Source organism: Stenotrophomonas hibiscicola ATCC 19867 (genome assembly GCF_000382065.1).
Classification (GTDB): Bacteria; Pseudomonadota; Gammaproteobacteria; order Xanthomonadales; family Xanthomonadaceae; genus Stenotrophomonas; species Stenotrophomonas hibiscicola.
On the sequence record NZ_KB907506.1, the window covers coordinates 66,992 to 83,113 of the forward strand.

Sequence of the window (16,122 nt, forward strand, 5' to 3'; positions counted from 1 at the left end):
TGTGCGCAGGACTGCGCACACGAGAAGGCGGCGACCAAGCTTACATGGGTAAGGGCGCCTTGCTTGCGAAGCACTGCTTCGCAAGCGACCGAACGCCCAGCCGCCTGCGGCTGGGCCAGGCCCCGGAGGAGGACTTGCAGCGCCCCCTGCGCAACCCACCCGCGCGGCCCGCTCACGATGCAGGCTCCGCGCCGCCCACCACGAGGGGCACCGCCGTTGGCCATTGCCTACGGCAGCGCGCGCGCCAGCATCGCGGTCAGCTCCAGGCCCGCCGGCAGCGTCCCGAATGCCAGCCCGTGCTCTCCTTCCAGCCGGCTGCGCACGAACGCCTCGGCGATCGGGCTGCGCGCACGCAGCAGCAGCGCTGCCTGCAACAACAGCGCAGTGCGCTCGCAGAACAGTCGCGCCTGTGATTCCTCCGGTGCCGGTGCCGCTGCCCAGCGCTGCAATGCCGCTGCGTAGCGCGCATCACGGTCGGCCACCGCCGCCAGCTCGCCGCGCAATGCCGCCATCGCCTCCGGTTCACGGGCCAATGCACGCAGCACATCCAGACACTGGATGTTGCCGCTGCCTTCCCAGATCGAATTCAACGGTGCCTGCCGGTACAGGCGCGGCAGCATCGACTCCTCCACATAGCCCGCGCCGCCCAGGCATTCCTGCGCTTCATTGACGAAGGCCGGCGCACGCTTGCACAGCCAGTACTTGCCTAGTGCCGTCCCCAACCGTGCCATCGCGGCTTCATTGGCATCCACACCGGCACGATCCACCGCGCGTGCGATGCGGATCGCCAACACCGTGGCCGCTTCCGACTCCATCGCCAGATCAGCCAGCACGTTGGTCATCAACGGGTGCTCGACCAGCAGCTTGCCAAAGGTGCGGCGATGCCGTGCGTGATGCAGCGCCTGCGCCAGCGCCATGCGCATCTCCGCTGCGGCGCCCAGCATGCAGTCCAGGCGGGTCATCATCACCATGCCGATGATGGTGGCCACGCCGCGGCCCTCTTCACCCACCCGCCACGCCTGCGCGCCGCAGAACTCGACCTCGCTGGAGGCATTGGCCCAATCCCCAAGCTTGTCCTTCAACCGCATCAGGCGGAACGCGTTGCGGTCACCGTCTGCCAGGCGGCGCGGCAACAGCAGGCAGGTCAGTCCTCCCGGCGCCTGCGCCAGCACCAGGAAGCCGTCGCACATCGGCGCGGAAAAGAACCACTTGTGGCCGACCAGGCGATAGCGCTCGCCATCGATCGGTTCGGCGCGGGTACTGTTGGCACGTACATCCGAGCCGCCCTGCTTCTCGGTCATGCCCATGCCCAGGGTGATGCCGGCCTTGTCCGCCACCGGCACGTCGCGCGGGTCATAGACCGGCGCTGCGGCCTTGCGTGCCCACTCGGCCAGGTGCGGCTGCGTGCGCAGCACCGCTACTGCTGCATGGGTCATCGTCAATGGGCAACTGGTGCCCGCCTCGGCCTGGTGATGCAGGTAGCTCAACACCGCACGTGCCACGTGCGCGCCGGGCTGCGGCTCATGCCAGGACAAGCCTGCGACCCCGTGCGATTTGGCCGTGTCCATCAACTGGTGATAGGCCGGATGGAACTCCACCGTGTCGATGCGATGGCCCTGCGCATCATGCGTGCGCAGGCGTGGCCGATCGCGGTTGGCATCGAAGCCGACCCGGTACAGCTCATCACCCGCCAGCGCGCCATACACCGCCAATCGTGGCGCGAAGCTGCCAGCGCCTTCGCGCTGAACGGCTTCCATCAGCGCCGCGTCGTCGGTCCACAACTGCCGCCCCGCGAACGGCGGCGGCTGGTTCAGTACCACATGGGTTTCGTAGGGCGCGTTGCTGCTGAAGCTCGGTCCACTCATCCGGTCCATCCTGGCGGCAAGAAGTGTGCGGCCCGATTGTGCCGCATGACCTGCCAAGCCCGTGTTCAGGCCGGTTCTCACCCCGTGCACGAGCCGCAGGCCACAGTGATGGCATGGCAGGCAATGACGATCTGGTGGTGTTGCGCCCCGAGGGGCTGTACTGCGCTGCGGGCGACTTCCACATCGATCCCTGGCGGCCGGTGCCGCGCGCGGTCATCACCCATGGCCACGGTGACCATGCTCGCCCGGGCATGGGCGAATACCACTGCAGCGACGGCAGCCTGCCGATCCTGCGTTGGCGCCTGGGCGACGTGCCGGTGCAGGCGCATGCCGAGGGCACCCCGTTCCGCCTGGGCCGGGTGCAAGTATCACTGCATCCAGCCGGCCACGTGCTGGGGTCCTCGCAGGTGCGCATCGACGACGGGCGGCAGGTCTGGGTGGCCTCCGGCGACTACAAGCGCCAGCCAGACCCGACCTGCGCGCCGTTCGAAGTGGTGCCCTGCGATACGTTCATCACCGAGGCAACCTTCGCCCTGCCGATCTACCGCTGGCCGGACACGCCGGCAGTCGCTGCGGAGATCGTGGCGTGGCGCCGCGAATGCGAACAGCGCGGCGAGGCGGCGATCCTGCTGTGCTATGCACTGGGCAAGGCACAACGGGTGCTGGCCGAGCTGCGGCCGCTGGATGATCGCCCGGCCTGGCTGCATGGCGCCATCGCCAATGGCGTAGCGGTGTACCGGCAGGCCGGCGTACCGATGCTGGAGACGCTCACCGTGGCCGAACAGGGCCGTCAACCCGATGCCGCCGGCCAGTTGATCCTCGCCCCGCCCTCGGCTGCGGGCACGCCCTGGATGCGCCGCTTCGGGCGCCACCAGCTGGGCTTCGCCTCGGGCTGGATGCAATTGCGCGGCAACCGGCGCCGACGCAACGTCGATCGTGGCTTCGTCATTTCCGATCACGCCGATTGGCCAGCACTGCTGACGACGATCGAACAGACCGGCGCGCAGAGGGTGATCGCCACCCATGGCAATACCGATGCGCTGATTCCCTACCTGCGTGAGCGCGGCGTGGCTGCCGAAGCCTTCCGTACCGATTTCGGGAGCGAGGAATGAAAGCCTTCGCAGCGCTCTACCAACGCCTGGACCGCAGCACTGCCACGCTGGACAAGCGAGCGGCGCTGGTCGATTACTTCGGCCAGGCAGGCGCGCACGATGCGGCGTGGGCGCTGTACCTCCTCAGTGGTGGCAAGGTGGGCGGCGCACGCCGGAAGATCGCCGCCAGTGGCGAACTGCGCGCCTGGATCGCCGAGGAATCAGGGTTGCCACCGTGGCTGGTGGACGACAGCTATGCGCAGGTCGGTGACCTGGCCGAAACGCTGACCCTGCTGCTGGACGACCCACCAAACCCCTCGCCTGACCGCCCCCTGGCCGAATGGATCGAACAGCACCTGCTGGCGGTGGCCAACCAACCCGAGGCGGTGCGCCGTGCGGCGGTCGTCGCCGGCTGGCGGCAGCTGTGCAGCAGCGAACGCCTGGTGTTCAACAAGCTGCTGACCGGAGCCCTGCGCGTTGGCGTCTCGCAACGGCTGGTGCAGCAGGCGCTGGCCGAGTGGTCCGGCCTGGATATTGCCCGCATCGCCCAGCGCATGCTGGGCGAGTGGGTGCCCTCGCCCGGGCTGCTGGCCCAGCTGCTGTCGCCGGATGAGCTGCCGCTGGACCGGCAGCAGCCCTACCCCTTTTTCCTCGCCTCGCCACTGGAGGGCAGCCCTGCCGAACGACTCGGTGCGATCGACGACTGGCTGCTGGAATGGAAGTGGGATGGCATCCGCGTGCAGCTGCTGCGCCGGCGCGGCGAGGTCGCCTTGTGGTCACGTGGCGAAGAGCGGCTGGATGGTCGCTTCCCCGAAATCGAACAGGCGGCGATGGCGCTTCCCGATGGCTGCGTGCTGGATGGCGAGCTGCTGGCCTGGGACGAAGCCGCGGACCTGCCACGTGCCTTCACCGCGCTGCAGACCCGCATCCAGCGCCGCAAACCCGGCGCGGCCACCCTGCGCAACACGCCGGTGCGCGTGCTCGCCTACGACCTGCTGGAACTCGATGGCGCGGACCTGCGCGAACTTCCATTGCAGCAACGGCGCGCGCGGCTCACCGAGGTCGTCGGTGCACTGGGCGATGCGCGCATCCAGCTGTCGCCCGACGTTGCCGCCGGCGACTGGCCGCAGGCCGCGGCGATGCGCGATGTGGCGCGCGAACGCGGTGTGGAGGGGTTGATGCTGAAGCGGCGCACGTCCTCCTACCAGGCGGGGCGACGACGCGGCGACTGGTGGAAATGGAAGGTCGATCCACTCACGATAGACGCGGTGCTGCTGTACGCACAGGCCGGGCACGGCCGACGCAGCACGCTGTACACCGACTACACCTTTGGCGTGTGGGACGGCGACACGCTGGTGCCGGTGGCCAAGGCGTATTCCGGCCTGGACGACAAGGAGATCCTCGCGCTCGACCGCTGGATCCGCGCCAACACCCGCGAGCGCTTCGGGCCGGTGCGCAGCGTACGCGCCGAACAGGTGTTCGAGCTGGGCTTTGAAGCAGTCAACCGCAGCAGCCGGCACAAGTCCGGCATCGCCGTGCGCTTCCCGCGCATCCTGCGCTGGCGCCACGACAAGCCCGCCAGCGAGGCCGATCAGCTGGCCAGCCTGAAGGCGCTGGCGCGATGACCCGCAGCCAGGCGCTGCGCCGGCTGGAAGACTGGTTTGGGTCCAGAGGCTGGCGCTCACTGCCGTTCCAGCGCGCAATGTGGCGCCACTACCTGGCGGGCGAATCCGGGTTGCTGCATACGCCCACGGGCAGCGGCAAGACACTGGCGATGTTCGGCGGGCCCCTGCTGCAGGCCATGATCGATCCGCCACCCTTGCCCCGTCGGGCCAGCGCGGTGCGCCCACTGCAGGTGCTGTGGGTGACGCCCTTGCGCGCGTTGGCCAGTGATACCGCACGCGCACTGCAGGACGTGGTCGATGGGCTGGGGCTGGGATGGCGTGTCGGCCTGCGTAGTGGCGACGCCAGCAACCGCGAACGACGACAGGCGCGCGAGGGCCGCGTCGACGTACTGGTGACCACGCCCGAATCGCTGGCGCTGTTGTTGAGCTATCCCGACACGCTGCCGCGCATGCGCCAGCTGCGCTGCGTGGTGGTGGATGAATGGCACGAACTGCTGGGCAACAAGCGCGGCGTCCTGCTGCAGTTGAACCTGGCGGTGTTGCGCGATGCCAGGCCGGCATTGCAGCTGTGGGGTCTGTCGGCCACGCTGGGCAATCTGCGGGAGGCGCGCGACGTGCTGCTGCCCCGTCAACCGGAAGCACCAATCGTGCAGGGCGTACGGCCGCGCACACTCAGCGTGCGCAGCCTGCTGCCAGACCCCGGCGAACGCTTCCCATGGGCGGGGCATCTGGGCCTGGCACAGCTGCCACGCGTGCTGGAGGCGCTGATGCAGGCACGCAGTAGCCTGCTGTTCACCAACACCCGTGCACAGGCAGAACTGTGGCATCAGGCGCTGGCCGCGGTGTGGCCGGAGGAACTGGACACGCTTGCGCTGCACCATGGCTCGCTGGATCCGGCCCTGCGCCAGCAGGTGGAAGACGGACTGCGCGCGGGCGCGCTGCGCTGCGTGGTTGCCACTTCCAGCCTTGACCTCGGCGTGGACTTCCCCGAAGTAGAACAGGTCCTGCAGCTGGGCAGCCCGAAGGGCGTGGCGCGCCTGCGCCAGCGCGCCGGACGCGCACGCCACCGCCCGGGTGCCAGCGGCGCCATCCTGTGCGTGCCCAGCCATGCGCTGGAACTGGCCGAGTACGCTGCGGTGCGCCGTGCATTGGCTGAAGGCGTGGTCGAAGCGCGCAGGCCGCCGACGCTGTCGCTGGATGTGCTGGCCCAGCACGCGGTCAGCCGTGCGCTGGCGGGCGGCTTCGACAGCACTGCGCTGCTGGAACAGGTCCGGCGTACCCATGCCTTCGCGTCGCTCGGCAACGACCAATGGCAGGCCGTGCTCACGTTCATCGTGCAGGGCGGGCAGGCCTTGGCCCAGTACCCCGATTTCCACAAGGTCGTGCGTGATGCCGATGGGTGGTACCGCATGCATGACCGCCGCCAGGCGCTGCGTCATCGGCTTTCGATCGGCACCATCAGCAGCGATGGCAGCGTGCGCGTGCAGTTCCTGCGCGGCGGCAGCCTGGGCGCCGTGGAGGAGCAGTTCGCCAGCCGGCTGCGACGTGGCGATCGTTTCCAGTTCGCCGGGCGCCTGCTGGAGCTGGTGCAGCTGCGCGACATGACCGCCTTCGTGCGGTTGGCACGAGGGCGCGGAGACGGCGTCGTGCCACGCTGGCAGGGAGGCCAGTTGCCGCTGTCGATGCCACTCGGTCGCGAGCTGGAGTGGGTACTGTCCGGCGCCGACAACAGTGCCGAATCACGCTGGCTGTCGCCCTTGCTGGCACTGCAGCAACAGTTGTCGGCGCTTCCCGGCGCGGACCACCTGCTGGTGGAACAGGTGCGGCGTCGCGAAGGCCAGTTCCTGTTCGTCTATCCCTTTGCCGGCCGCCACGTGCATGAGGCGCTGGCCGCCCTGCTGGCCTTGCGCTGTACCCGCCTGCAGCGCAACAGCATCGGCTACGCGGTGAACGACCATGGCCTGGTGCTGGCACCGGCCCAGGCGATCGATCTGGACGCAGCGCAATGGCGAGCATTGTTCACCCCCGATCAGCTGCTGGATGATCTGCGTGCCGCAGTGAACCTGGGCGAGCTGGCGCGGCGCCAGTTCCGCGGCATCGCACGTGTGGCCGGCCTGCTGGTGCCCAGCCTGCCCGGTGGCATGCCGCGATCGCTGCGGCAGTTGCAGGCGTCGGCGGGCCTGCTCTTCGATGTACTGCGCGAGCACGATCCGGGCCATCTGCTGCTGGCGTTGGCCGAACGCGAAGTGCTGCACGACAGCCTTGACCTGCCGGGCTTGCGGCAGGTACTGGCAAGGATCGGCACGCAGGCGCTGTCGGTGCAATGCCCGGCGTCGCTGACGCCCCTGGGCTTCCCGCTGTGGGCCGAACGCCTGCGTGGGCAGTTCAGCAACGAGGACTGGCGTACCCGCGTGCAACGCGCGGCCAAGCAGCTGGAGCGCCGCCATGGCCGATGAACTGCTGCTGCTGCGCGCGGGCGAATCGCTTGTGCTGCTTGGCGAGCGCGCGCTGTACTGGCCCACACGGCAGGCGCTGTTGATCGCCGACCTGCACTTGGGCAAGGCCGACGTATTCCGCCGTGCCGGCATCGCGCTCCCCAGTGGTGGCACCGGGGAAGACCTCAATCGCCTGCAGGCGCTGCTGGACAGGTATGCATGCCGCGAGCTGTGGATCCTGGGCGACATCCTGCATGGACCGGCGCATCGCGCCGCGTGGTACCAGCAATGGTTGGCATGGCGCGAACGCAACGCGGCGCTGGACGTGCATGTCCTGCGCGGAAATCACGACCGCCACCTGCCGCACGCCCAGCTGCTGGTACAGATCCACGATGAAGCACACCTGCATCCGTTCATGCTTCGCCATGAGCCAGTGGCCGATGCAGGACGGCATGTGATCGCTGGGCATCTGCATCCGCAGGTCGCCCTGTCGCCGTTGCGTCGGCGCTTCCCCGTATTCTGGCTGCGTGACGGGATGACGGTCCTGCCGGCCTTCTCTGCGTTCACTGCGGGAATCGTGCCTGTTCCCGCTCCCGGCGAGCAGAGGGTCGCCTGCGTCGAGGGCAGCCTGGTCGAACTGCCCGTGACGTGAATCAGGCGGGGCGGATCTCCAGCTGCGGCATCAACTGGAACTCGGGCGTGTCCCCTTCACGCCGCCGCGGCAAGGCCTGGATCCTCGCCAGCATTTCCTGCGCGCAGGCGCGGATGCGTGCATGGTGTTCCGGCGACGCGTGGCTGATCAGGCTGCCCACATGGAATTCAAACACGTCCTCCAGTACGTCGGGCTGGTCCTCGTGCAGCATCTGCAGCAGACCACGCAGCTTGCAGATTTCCGATTCCAGCTCCTCGACCGCGAACAACATGGCGTCCTCCTCTTCAACAACAGGCGGCGCGTCCGGGCCGCAACAGGCCGCAACGGCAGCGCCGCCCGGGCCACGCGCGATGTCGATCACGGAAAGGAAAACGGGCGACGCGCAATCGCGTGCAACCCACTTCTCGCATATCTGTAGTGACGCAGCCGTTAATTCACGTGACGACGCGCCTCACGCACTGGCCGTGATCGCGTTGCTGGGAGGCATTGCCATCGACGTGCCCAGTTCGTTGACGAATGCCGGGTCCAGTTGGATCGAGCCAAGCCAGCCATGCTGCGTGCCACTGAGTATGCGCAGCATATGCCCACGGCCACCGGGCAGGCGCCCCATCGGGCCAAGCAGCACATCACGCGCTTTCGCCCAAGCGTCGCGGTCGGACTGGAACAGTGGCGTCAGCCAGCGGCTCCAGCGCTGGTACACGGCCACATGCGCGCGCCGCTGCGCTTGGTAGGCCTGCAATGCCGCCGCACTGCCGCCATGGCTGCGCACGGCATCGCGCAGTGCCAGTGCATCGAGCAACGCCATGTTCACACCCTGCCCCAGCTGGGGGCTCATCGCATGCGCCGCATCACCGGCCAGCACCATGCGGCCTTGGTGCCAACGTGTCATCACCGCATCACGGTAAACGGCGCGCGCCATCTGGCCGGCATCGCGCAGATGGGCGAAGCGCGCACTGGCCTGCGGCCACAGCGCATGCAGTTCATCCAGCCAGGGCGCCATACCTTCGGCCTGCCACCGATCGAAATCGGCGCGTGGCAGGCTCCAGAAGAAGCTCAGGCGCGGCGTGTCATCACCGGGGCGGGTACCGACCGGCAGCAGCCCGATCATCTTGCGCGCGGCCACGTAGCGCTGGCGCAGCTCGCTCATGTGCGGCCAGTCCTCGGCCGGCAGCAGGCACCACAGCGCGCCCCACGGATAAACCCTGTCCAGCGCGATGCCCCGCTCGACGCCGCCGCGCAGCGTTGAAGCTGCACCATCGGCAGCCACCACAAGGTCGAACGGTCCGTGCTGGCGCCCCTCGCTGTCGCGCAAACGCCCCTGTGCGGCGTCGACGGAAACGATGGTGGTGCCGACATGCAGCTGGCCGGCGCCATCGCGGGCCTGGTCCAGCAGCGAAAACAGCGCCCCGCGCTGCATGCCCAGCCCATGCAGGCGTGCATCCAGCCCGGCATAGGCCATGTCCATCACCGCGCGCTCGCACGGCGTGTCGCCATACAGGCGGTGCACCGGCGCGGCATGTGCACGCACGGAATCAAGCAGGCCCATCTGCCACAGTACCTGCAGGCCGCTGGGCTGCAGCAGGAAGCCGGCGCCAACCGGTCCCGGCGTGGGCACGCGTTCGAAGATCTCCACCTCGTGGCCGTCACGGGTGAGCAGGATGGACACTGCCTGTCCAGCGGTGCCGTAGCCGATCACGGCGATGCGCAGTCGTTCCTTCATGGGCGCATTGTGCCCGAGGTGGGTGGATCGCGAACGGGCCGCGAGCGTGCCGCGCAAAAAAAACCCCGCCGGAGCGGGGTTTTCAACGCACTGTCGAGTGGATCACTCGGCCGGCGTGATGTTCGAAGCCTGGGCACCCTTCGGGCCCTGGGTCACGTCATAGGTGACACGCTGGCCTTCCTGCAGGCTGCGGAAGCCCTTGGAGTTGATGGCGGAGAAGTGCGCGAACACGTCGGCGCTGCCATCCTCCGGCGAGATGAAGCCAAATCCCTTGGCGTCGTTGAACCACTTGACGGTACCGTTCGGCATGGTGATGCGAGACCTTATGCAATGAATGGGTGGTGTACGCTGAACCCGCGCACAAGCTGAGTATGCAAAGCTTGCTCGGCGAAGACAATCACCCCCGTGCCAATTCACCTACCAGTTCCGGAAGTCCGTTGCTGGCGGCCTGCACGTTGGCAAGTACTTCAGCCATCGTGATCTCTTCACCATCGCCACAGCCGGCAGCCCAGTTGGCGATGATCGCCAGGCAGGCGTAATCCAGCCCCAGCTCCCGTGCCAGTGCGGCTTCCGGCATCCCGGTCATGCCCACCAGATCGCAGCCGTCGCGGCGCATGCGGGCGATCTCGGCGATGGTTTCCAGGCGCGGGCCCTGCGTTGCGCCGTAGCAGCCGCCGTCCTGGACCGTGACACCGGTCACTTTCGCAGCGGCCAGGATCTTGCTGCGCAGCATCGGCGTATAGGGGTGGCCGAAATCGACGTGGACCACGTCGGTGCCTTCTTCTTCACAGATCGTGCTGATGCGGCCCCAGGTGTAGTCGATGATCTGATCCGGGCAGGCCAGCACGCGCGGACCAAAGTGTTCGGTGATGCCCCCCACCGTGTTCAACGCCAGCACGCGCTGCGCGCCCAGTTGCTGCAGTGCGGCCAGGTTGGCGCGGTAGTTGATCTTGTGCGGCGGCAGCGAATGGCCCTCGCCATGCCGCGCCAGGAACGCCACGCGGTGTCCAAGCAGCGTACCGACGCGTACCGGGCCGGACGGGCGGCCGAAGCGGGTGTCGACCTCGTGGGTCTGCACGTCGTCAAGCTTGGCCAGGTTGTAGACACCGGTACCGCCGATCACGGCCAGGGCGATCTGTTGCATTCAAAGCACTCCATGAAACGACCAACGCCGGCACCCGAGGATGCCGGCGGCAGAAGAAAACGCGCCGCGGGCGGCTGCGCCGTTATTCCTTCATCGCGTAGATGGCCGGCACGCAGCGCAGGGTTTCATTGACGTCCATGCCGAAGCCGAACACGTAGCGGTCCGGCAGTTCGATGCCGGCGTAGTCGGCGGTCACGTCCGGCAGCGCGCGGTCGTGCTTCTTCACCGTCATCGCGGCGATGCGCACGTCGGTCGCGCCCTGTTCCAGGCACCAGGTGCGCACGCCCTGCAGGGTGTAGCCCTCGTCCAGGATGTCGTCGACCAGCAGCACGCGGCGGCCGAACAGCGAAGTGGCCGGCTTGTGCTTCCAGACCAGGTCGCCGCCGGTGGTTTCACCGCGGTAACGGGTAGCGTGCAGGTAATCGAACTGCACGTCCTGGCCGCGCGCGCCCAGCTCCAGCGCCAGCTGGCCGGCGAACGGCAGCGCGCCGTGCATGATTGACAGGAACAGCGGCACCTCGCCCTTGTAATCGCGCGCGATGGCGTCGGCGATACCAGCGATGGCCTTGTCGATGGTGGGGCGGTCGACCAGCAGGTCAGCCTGGGCCAGGGCCTGGGAAATGGTGAGGTTGGGCATCAGACGGTTCTTCCAAGGGTTTCAATCAGACGGGATTGGGTGTGGCCATGGCGGGCATCGGCCAGCAGGCCATCCCAGCCAAGCGCGCCGCGGCCGAGCAGGCCCAGCAGCGCAGCAGTATTGAGGGAGCGCCCCTGCACCGCGTGCAGGGCTTCATCAACCAGCTCCGGGTGGCAGACCAGCACCACGTCGCAGCCGGCGTCCAGGTGTGCGTGCACGCGCGCGGGCACGCCACCGGCACTGTGCGAGGCGGCCATGCCGATGTCATCGGAGAACACCACGCCGCGGAAGCCGAGCTCGCCACGCAGGATGTCCTGGATCCAGCGCGGCGAATAGCCAGCCGGTTCAGGCGCAATCTGCGGGTAGATCACGTGCGCCATCATCACCGCGTCGGCACCGGCGGCGATGCCGGCCTGGAATGGCACCAGGTCCTGCGCGCGCAGCTCGTCCAGCGCGCGCGGATCGATCGCGGTATCCACGTGGGTGTCTTCCAGCACGGTGCCGTGGCCGGGGAAATGCTTGAGCGTGGCGGCCATGCCGACCGCATGCATGCCACGCACATAGGCTGCGGTGAACGCCGCAACCACCTGCGGGTCTTCGCTGAAGGCGCGGTTGCCGATGGCGCGGTTGCCGCGGCCAAGATCGACCACCGGCGCGAAGCTGAGGTCCAGCCCGCTGGCGCGGACTTCACTGGCCATCAGCCAGGCGTGCTGCTCGGCCAGCGACAGGGCCTGCTGCGGGTCGGTGGCGTACAGGGCACCGATGTCCTGCAGTGGCGGCAGATCACTGTAACCTTCGCGGAAGCGCTGTACGCGGCCGCCTTCCTGGTCCACGCAGATCAGCTGCGGGCGCGGCGCAGCGGCGCGGATCGCCGCGCTCAGATCGGTTACCTGCTGGCGCGAGGCGAAGTTGCGCTTGAACAGTACCACCCCGGCCACGGCATCGTGCTGCAGCCAGTCACGTTCCTGGGTGGTCAGTTCGGTGCCGGCAACGCCGATCAGCAGCATGGTTGATCTCCACAGCGCGCGCCTCATGGCGCAGTGCCGCATTGTCGCAGAACCGGCCGACAGGCGCAGTGGTCAGACGAAGGGGAGTGTGGGGTCGGATCCCCGCAGGGGCTCCGACCCGATCTGCTCAGACCTTGCAGCCGTCCGGGCCGCAGGCCTCGTCGCCAGCCGGAGTGGCCGGGGCCCCCTGTTCGGCCGCGATCTGGCGCAGCGCGTTGGCAAAGGCTTCGGGCGGCTGCGCCCCGGAAATGGCCCACTTCCCATCGATCACGAAGGTCGGCACCGAGGAAATGCCCAATGCATGGGCCTGCGCCAGCTTGGCCTCCACCTCGGCCAGGCCGCGATCGGAGGCCAGCATCTGCGTGATTTCACCATCGTCCAGGCCGCCAGCCACGCCGGCGTTCACCAGCACGGCGGTATCGGCCAGATTCTGGCCTTGCTCGAAGTGGGCGCGGAACAGCGCTTCACCCACCGCGTCCTGCACGCCGTGCTCGCCGGCCAGCCACAGCAGCCGGTGCGCCGGCAGCGTGGTCACCCGCACCTGGCGCTGGTTGAAATCCATCGGCAGCCCCTCCGCGCGTGCGGTGGTCTGGGTCTGGCCGAGGATCTGCTCGGTGCGCTCGACGCCCCCGAACTTGCGCGCATAGGCCTCGCGCAGCGGCACCGGGGTGTCGTCCGCATCCGGGTCCAGCTGGAACGGCTGCCAGTGGATATCGAGGTCAGGCGCATTGGCGCCCAGCAACTGCACGCCCTGCTGGAAACGATGCTTGCCAATCCAGCACCAGGGGCAGACCACGTCGGAGTAGATGTCGATTCTCATCCCCACGACATGGGGACCGCCTTCCTCGATAAAAGGGGACGGAGGGGATCAAGTCGCTTTCCGCACAGGCGGGGTAAAGACGACTTAATCCCCTCCGTCCCCTTTTTGGGGGTTCACCACTGTGAATACGGGCGGCTGGCCAGGGCAACGTTGTAGTAACGGGCGTCATCGGTCACTTCGGCACCGACCCAGTCCGGCAGGTCGATGGCTTGGTCGGCGCTTTCCAGCTCGACCTCGGCCACCACCAGGCCGGCGTTGTCACCGAGGAACTCGTCCACTTCCCAGGTCAGCCCGGCGTGTTCGACCAGATGGCGGCGCTTGTCGATCAGCCCGCCTACGCACAGTGCAAGCAACGCGCGCGCGTCTTCCACCGGGATCGGGTAGTCGAACTCCTGCCGGGTATGCCCGAGGGTGCGCGACTTCAGGTTCAGCGCGGCATGCTCGCCTTCGATGCGCACGCGCACCGAGGCATTCTGGGTCCCGCGGTCGAGCGCGCCCATATCGTTGATGTAGCCCTGCGCCATCGGGATCACCCGATGCGCGGCGGAGCGCCAGCCATCACTGCTGACTAGGAATTTGCGTTCGATTTCGATGCCCATGGCGCAATTATGCGCCACGGGTGATGACAACCGCTCAGCGCTTCTCGAAGACCGCGATGCTTTCCACATGCGCGGTGTGCGGGAACATGTCCATGGCACCGGCGCTGACCAGGGTGAAGCCCTGTTCGTTGACCAGATAGCCGGCATCGCGTGCCAGTGAGCCCGGGTGGCAGCTCACGTAGACAATGCGCTTGAACTGCTTCAGCGGCAGCTGCTGCAGCACCTCGATCGCGCCCGAGCGCGGCGGATCCAGCAGCAGCTTGTCGAAGCCCTGGCGCATCCACGGGGTGCTGCGCTGGTCCTGGGTCAGGTCGGCGCTGAAGAACTGGGCGTTGGCCAGGCCATTGCGCTCAGCATTCTCACGGGCGCGCGCGACGAGGCCGGCATCGCCTTCCACGCCAACGACCTCGCGCACGCGGCGGGCCAGCGGCAGAGTGAAATTGCCCAGGCCGCAGAACAGGTCCAGCACGCGCTCGTCCTCACCCGGCTCCAGCAGATCCAGGGCATGGGCGATCATCTTCTCGTTCAGCTTGGCGTTGACCTGGATGAAGTCCAGCGGGCGGAACGCCAGTTCGACATCCCACGGCGCCAGCCGGAACGACAGCGGCACGCCCTGCCCGTCCAGCGGATGTACGGTGTCCACCCCGCCCGGCTGCAGGTAGATGGCAAAGCCATGCTGCTGGCCGAAGGCAGCCCAGGCCGCACGGTCCGCATCGCTGAGTGGCTGCAGGTGGCGCACGGTCAGGACCACGGCCTGGTCGCCGGCGATGAACTCAATCTGCGGGATATCGCGCTTGCCATCGAGCGATTCGATGAAGGTGGACAGCGCCTCGACCTTGGTGCCGATCTCCGGGATCACGGTCAGGCACTGGCTGAGGTCGGCGACGAAACGCGGATCCTGTTCACGGAAGCCGACCAGGGTCTTGTCCTTCTTCTCGACCCGGCGCACGGAGAAGCGGCCCTTGCGACGGTAACCCCAGCTATCGCCGACCAGCGGCGCAAGCACGGTGCCCGGCTTCACATGGCCGATCCGCTCCAGGTTGTCCATCAGCACGCGCTGCTTGGCGACGATCTGCTGGTCTTCGTCCAGGTGCTGCAGCACGCAGCCGGCGCAGGTGCCGAAATGCGGGCACTTCGGGGTCACGCGCTGCGGCGAGGCCTGCAGAACTTCCAGAGTGCGCGCTTCGTCGAAATGGCGGCTGCGGGCCGTCTGTTCGGCCGTCACCACCTCACCCGGCAGGGCACCGCTGACGAAGGTGACCTTGCCGCCCTCGCCTTCACGGCGGGCGACGCCGCGACCATCATGGCTGAGGTCGAGGATTTCGGTCTGGAACGGGGTACGGTCGATGCGGGAGCGGGATCGGGCCACGTGGCAACAGGCTGCGGGCAAAAATGGGGGCGTATTGTCGCAGATCCTGACCGGCAGGGTCCGGACCCGCTTGCGCCCGCCGCCGCCGTGCTTGATGATTGCAGCAGCTGACATGGAGGCAGCCCTGATGCAGATGACCCCGCGGGCCGGCCGGCCCCGCTTCCTGCTTGTCGAGGACGACATCATCAGCCGCGGTTTTTTCAAGGCGGCGTTGGAAACGTTACCGGCGGATGTGGACACCGCAGATTCGCTGGCCAGCGCTTTGGCCAGCGCCGAACCCGGCGCGCACGACCTGTGGCTGATCGACGTCAACCTGCCTGACGGCAATGGCGCGCAGCTGCTGCGCGAACTGCGCCGTTCACATCCCGACACCCCGGCGTTGGCACATACCGCTGACGGTGACACGTCCATCCATGCCCGCCTGCGCGAAGCTGGCTTCAGCGACACCCTGGTCAAGCCGCTGGGCCGCGACCAGTTGCTGAAGGCGGTGCGCCGCGCACTGGTGAACAGCCCGGCGGGGATCTCCGTTGCCCCGGCCCCGGCAGCGGTCGAGCTGCAGGTGCAGGACTGGGACGAGACAGCGGCACTGGCCGCGCTCAATGGCCAGCGCAACCACTTGATCGCCCTGCGCGAACTGTTCCTGGCCGAGCTGCCGGGGGTGCGTGACGCGGTCGAGCAGGCGGTGGACCAGCATGATGAGCGTCAGCTGCGCAGCCAGTTGCACCGGTTGCAGGCGAGCTGTGGGTTCGTGGGCGCGGCACGCTTGGCCCGGGCGGTGCGCCAACTGCATCATGCGCCGGAGTCCGGGCAGGCCCAGGATGGGTTCCGCGCGGCGGTGGCGGCCCTGCTGCATTGAGGGTTGGTCGGCAGGGCTGCGCCCTGCACATGCAGAGGCTTCAAGCCAAGGCAACAGCAACAGCAACAGCTGGCATTCCGTGGGGTGGCGGGGCGGTGTCGGAGTGCGGGGACGCCGTAAACCCGTCCATGGGGGCTTGGCAGCCGCATCCATGCGGCTGACACCCCGCACTCCGACACCCCCCACCTCTGACAGTTTGCCGCGATCGGGTAGATCCACGCCATGCGTGGATGAATTTCTGTCAGATATCGAAATTCAAACTGGGGGTCAGATCCGTTTTCCGAAGGAAAACGGATCTGACC

At 67.8% G+C, this 16,122-nt stretch carries 15 protein-coding genes; 5 read left to right on the forward strand and 10 right to left on the reverse strand.

Annotated features, from left to right (window positions below; translation table 11 throughout):
- Positions 1 to 227: 227 nt before the first annotated feature.
- Positions 228 to 1,865, reverse strand: a complete 1,638-nt coding sequence (locus tag G370_RS0119880) for an acyl-CoA dehydrogenase family protein (RefSeq protein ID WP_019662152.1) — start codon at positions 1,863 to 1,865, stop codon at positions 228 to 230.
- Between the two features lie 113 nt (positions 1,866 to 1,978).
- Here G370_RS0119880 and G370_RS0119885 point away from each other — a divergent pair, with 113 nt between their 5' ends.
- The 4 genes from G370_RS0119885 (at position 1,979) to pdeM (ending at position 7,668) form a co-directional block, all read left to right on the forward strand.
- A complete protein-coding gene (locus tag G370_RS0119885) occupies positions 1,979 to 2,977 on the forward strand; it encodes a ligase-associated DNA damage response exonuclease (protein ID WP_019662153.1) in 999 nt (332 codons plus the stop codon).
- Complete coding sequence (locus G370_RS0119890; RefSeq protein WP_019662154.1) at positions 2,974 to 4,581, forward strand: ATP-dependent DNA ligase; 1,608 nt, start codon at positions 2,974 to 2,976, stop codon at positions 4,579 to 4,581. Before G370_RS0119885 ends, G370_RS0119890 begins: the two co-directional genes overlap by 4 nt.
- A gap of 77 nt (positions 4,582 to 4,658) precedes the next feature.
- Positions 4,659 to 7,037, forward strand: coding sequence for a ligase-associated DNA damage response DEXH box helicase (locus G370_RS0119895; RefSeq protein ID WP_425423353.1), 2,379 nt, complete (start codon positions 4,659 to 4,661; stop codon positions 7,035 to 7,037).
- Positions 7,027 to 7,668, forward strand: coding sequence for a ligase-associated DNA damage response endonuclease PdeM (gene pdeM, locus G370_RS0119900; protein WP_019662156.1), 642 nt, complete (start codon positions 7,027 to 7,029; stop codon positions 7,666 to 7,668). Before G370_RS0119895 ends, pdeM begins: the two co-directional genes overlap by 11 nt.
- Before the next feature lies 1 nt (position 7,669).
- Here the strand turns inward: pdeM and G370_RS0119905 are convergent, their stop codons facing one another.
- The 9 genes from G370_RS0119905 to rlmD all read right to left on the reverse strand — a co-directional run bounded on the left by G370_RS0119905 (position 7,670) and on the right by rlmD (position 14,964).
- Positions 7,670 to 7,939 (reverse strand): hypothetical protein, encoded by a 270-nt coding sequence (locus G370_RS0119905; protein WP_019662157.1) that lies wholly within the window; start codon positions 7,937 to 7,939, stop codon positions 7,670 to 7,672.
- Between the two features lie 180 nt (positions 7,940 to 8,119).
- Complete coding sequence (locus tag G370_RS0119910) at positions 8,120 to 9,388, reverse strand: FAD-dependent oxidoreductase (RefSeq protein WP_019662158.1); 1,269 nt, start codon at positions 9,386 to 9,388, stop codon at positions 8,120 to 8,122.
- Positions 9,389 to 9,490: 102 nt separating this feature from the next.
- The gene (locus G370_RS0119915; RefSeq protein WP_005410590.1) at positions 9,491 to 9,697 is read right to left on the reverse strand and encodes a cold-shock protein; all 207 of its coding nucleotides are present in this window, start codon (positions 9,695 to 9,697) and stop codon (positions 9,491 to 9,493) included.
- A gap of 88 nt (positions 9,698 to 9,785) precedes the next feature.
- Positions 9,786 to 10,532: an S-methyl-5'-thioinosine phosphorylase gene (locus G370_RS0119920; RefSeq protein WP_019662159.1), complete on the reverse strand. Its 747-nt coding sequence runs from the start codon at positions 10,530 to 10,532 to the stop codon at positions 9,786 to 9,788.
- Positions 10,533 to 10,614: 82 nt separating this feature from the next.
- Entirely contained in the window at positions 10,615 to 11,169 is a 555-nt protein-coding gene (locus G370_RS0119925) for a hypoxanthine-guanine phosphoribosyltransferase (RefSeq protein ID WP_005410592.1), read from the reverse strand.
- Positions 11,169 to 12,176 (reverse strand): beta-N-acetylhexosaminidase, encoded by a 1,008-nt coding sequence (gene nagZ, locus G370_RS0119930; protein ID WP_019662160.1) that lies wholly within the window; start codon positions 12,174 to 12,176, stop codon positions 11,169 to 11,171. The genes G370_RS0119925 and nagZ overlap by 1 nt, the downstream gene beginning before the upstream one ends.
- Positions 12,177 to 12,303: 127 nt before the next feature.
- On the reverse strand, positions 12,304 to 12,996 hold the full coding sequence (locus G370_RS0119935; protein ID WP_019662161.1) for a DsbA family oxidoreductase: 693 nt from the start codon (positions 12,994 to 12,996) through the stop codon (positions 12,304 to 12,306).
- Positions 12,997 to 13,109: 113 nt separating this feature from the next.
- Entirely contained in the window at positions 13,110 to 13,595 is a 486-nt protein-coding gene (locus G370_RS0119940) for a CYTH domain-containing protein (RefSeq protein ID WP_026347284.1), read from the reverse strand.
- A 34-nt stretch (positions 13,596 to 13,629) separates the two neighbouring features.
- The gene (gene rlmD, locus G370_RS0119945) at positions 13,630 to 14,964 is read right to left on the reverse strand and encodes a 23S rRNA (uracil(1939)-C(5))-methyltransferase RlmD (RefSeq protein WP_026347285.1); all 1,335 of its coding nucleotides are present in this window, start codon (positions 14,962 to 14,964) and stop codon (positions 13,630 to 13,632) included.
- Between the two features lie 127 nt (positions 14,965 to 15,091).
- On the opposite strand from rlmD, the gene G370_RS0119950 reads away from it, so the two are divergent.
- Positions 15,092 to 15,820 carry a response regulator gene (locus G370_RS0119950; protein WP_026347286.1) on the forward strand — a complete coding sequence of 243 codons (729 nt, stop codon included), beginning with the start codon at positions 15,092 to 15,094 and terminating at the stop codon, positions 15,818 to 15,820.
- Positions 15,821 to 16,122 lie beyond the last annotated feature (302 nt).

Bases quoted from the DNA above. Each gene is read 5' to 3' on its own strand.
- G370_RS0119905 (WP_019662157.1), bottom strand. From the start codon at position 7,939: ATGTTGTTCGCGGTCGAGGAGCTGGAATCGGAAATCTGCAAGCTGCGT.
- nagZ (WP_019662160.1), bottom strand. From the start codon at position 12,176: ATGCTGCTGATCGGCGTTGCCGGCACCGAACTGACCACCCAGGAACGT.
- G370_RS0119920 (WP_019662159.1), bottom strand. From the start codon at position 10,532: ATGCAACAGATCGCCCTGGCCGTGATCGGCGGTACCGGTGTCTACAAC.
- G370_RS0119880 (WP_019662152.1), bottom strand. From the start codon at position 1,865: ATGAGTGGACCGAGCTTCAGCAGCAACGCGCCCTACGAAACCCATGTG.
- G370_RS0119950 (WP_026347286.1), top strand. From the start codon at position 15,092: ATGCAGATGACCCCGCGGGCCGGCCGGCCCCGCTTCCTGCTTGTCGAG.
- G370_RS0119915 (WP_005410590.1), bottom strand. From the start codon at position 9,697: ATGCCGAACGGTACCGTCAAGTGGTTCAACGACGCCAAGGGATTTGGC.
- pdeM (WP_019662156.1), top strand. From the start codon at position 7,027: ATGGCCGATGAACTGCTGCTGCTGCGCGCGGGCGAATCGCTTGTGCTG.
- G370_RS0119910 (WP_019662158.1), bottom strand. From the start codon at position 9,388: ATGAAGGAACGACTGCGCATCGCCGTGATCGGCTACGGCACCGCTGGA.
- G370_RS0119935 (WP_019662161.1), bottom strand. From the start codon at position 12,996: ATGAGAATCGACATCTACTCCGACGTGGTCTGCCCCTGGTGCTGGATT.
- G370_RS0119890 (WP_019662154.1), top strand. From the start codon at position 2,974: ATGAAAGCCTTCGCAGCGCTCTACCAACGCCTGGACCGCAGCACTGCC.
- G370_RS0119885 (WP_019662153.1), top strand. From the start codon at position 1,979: ATGGCAGGCAATGACGATCTGGTGGTGTTGCGCCCCGAGGGGCTGTAC.
- G370_RS0119940 (WP_026347284.1), bottom strand. From the start codon at position 13,595: ATGGGCATCGAAATCGAACGCAAATTCCTAGTCAGCAGTGATGGCTGG.
- G370_RS0119925 (WP_005410592.1), bottom strand. From the start codon at position 11,169: ATGCCCAACCTCACCATTTCCCAGGCCCTGGCCCAGGCTGACCTGCTG.
- G370_RS0119895 (WP_425423353.1), top strand. From the start codon at position 4,659: ATGTGGCGCCACTACCTGGCGGGCGAATCCGGGTTGCTGCATACGCCC.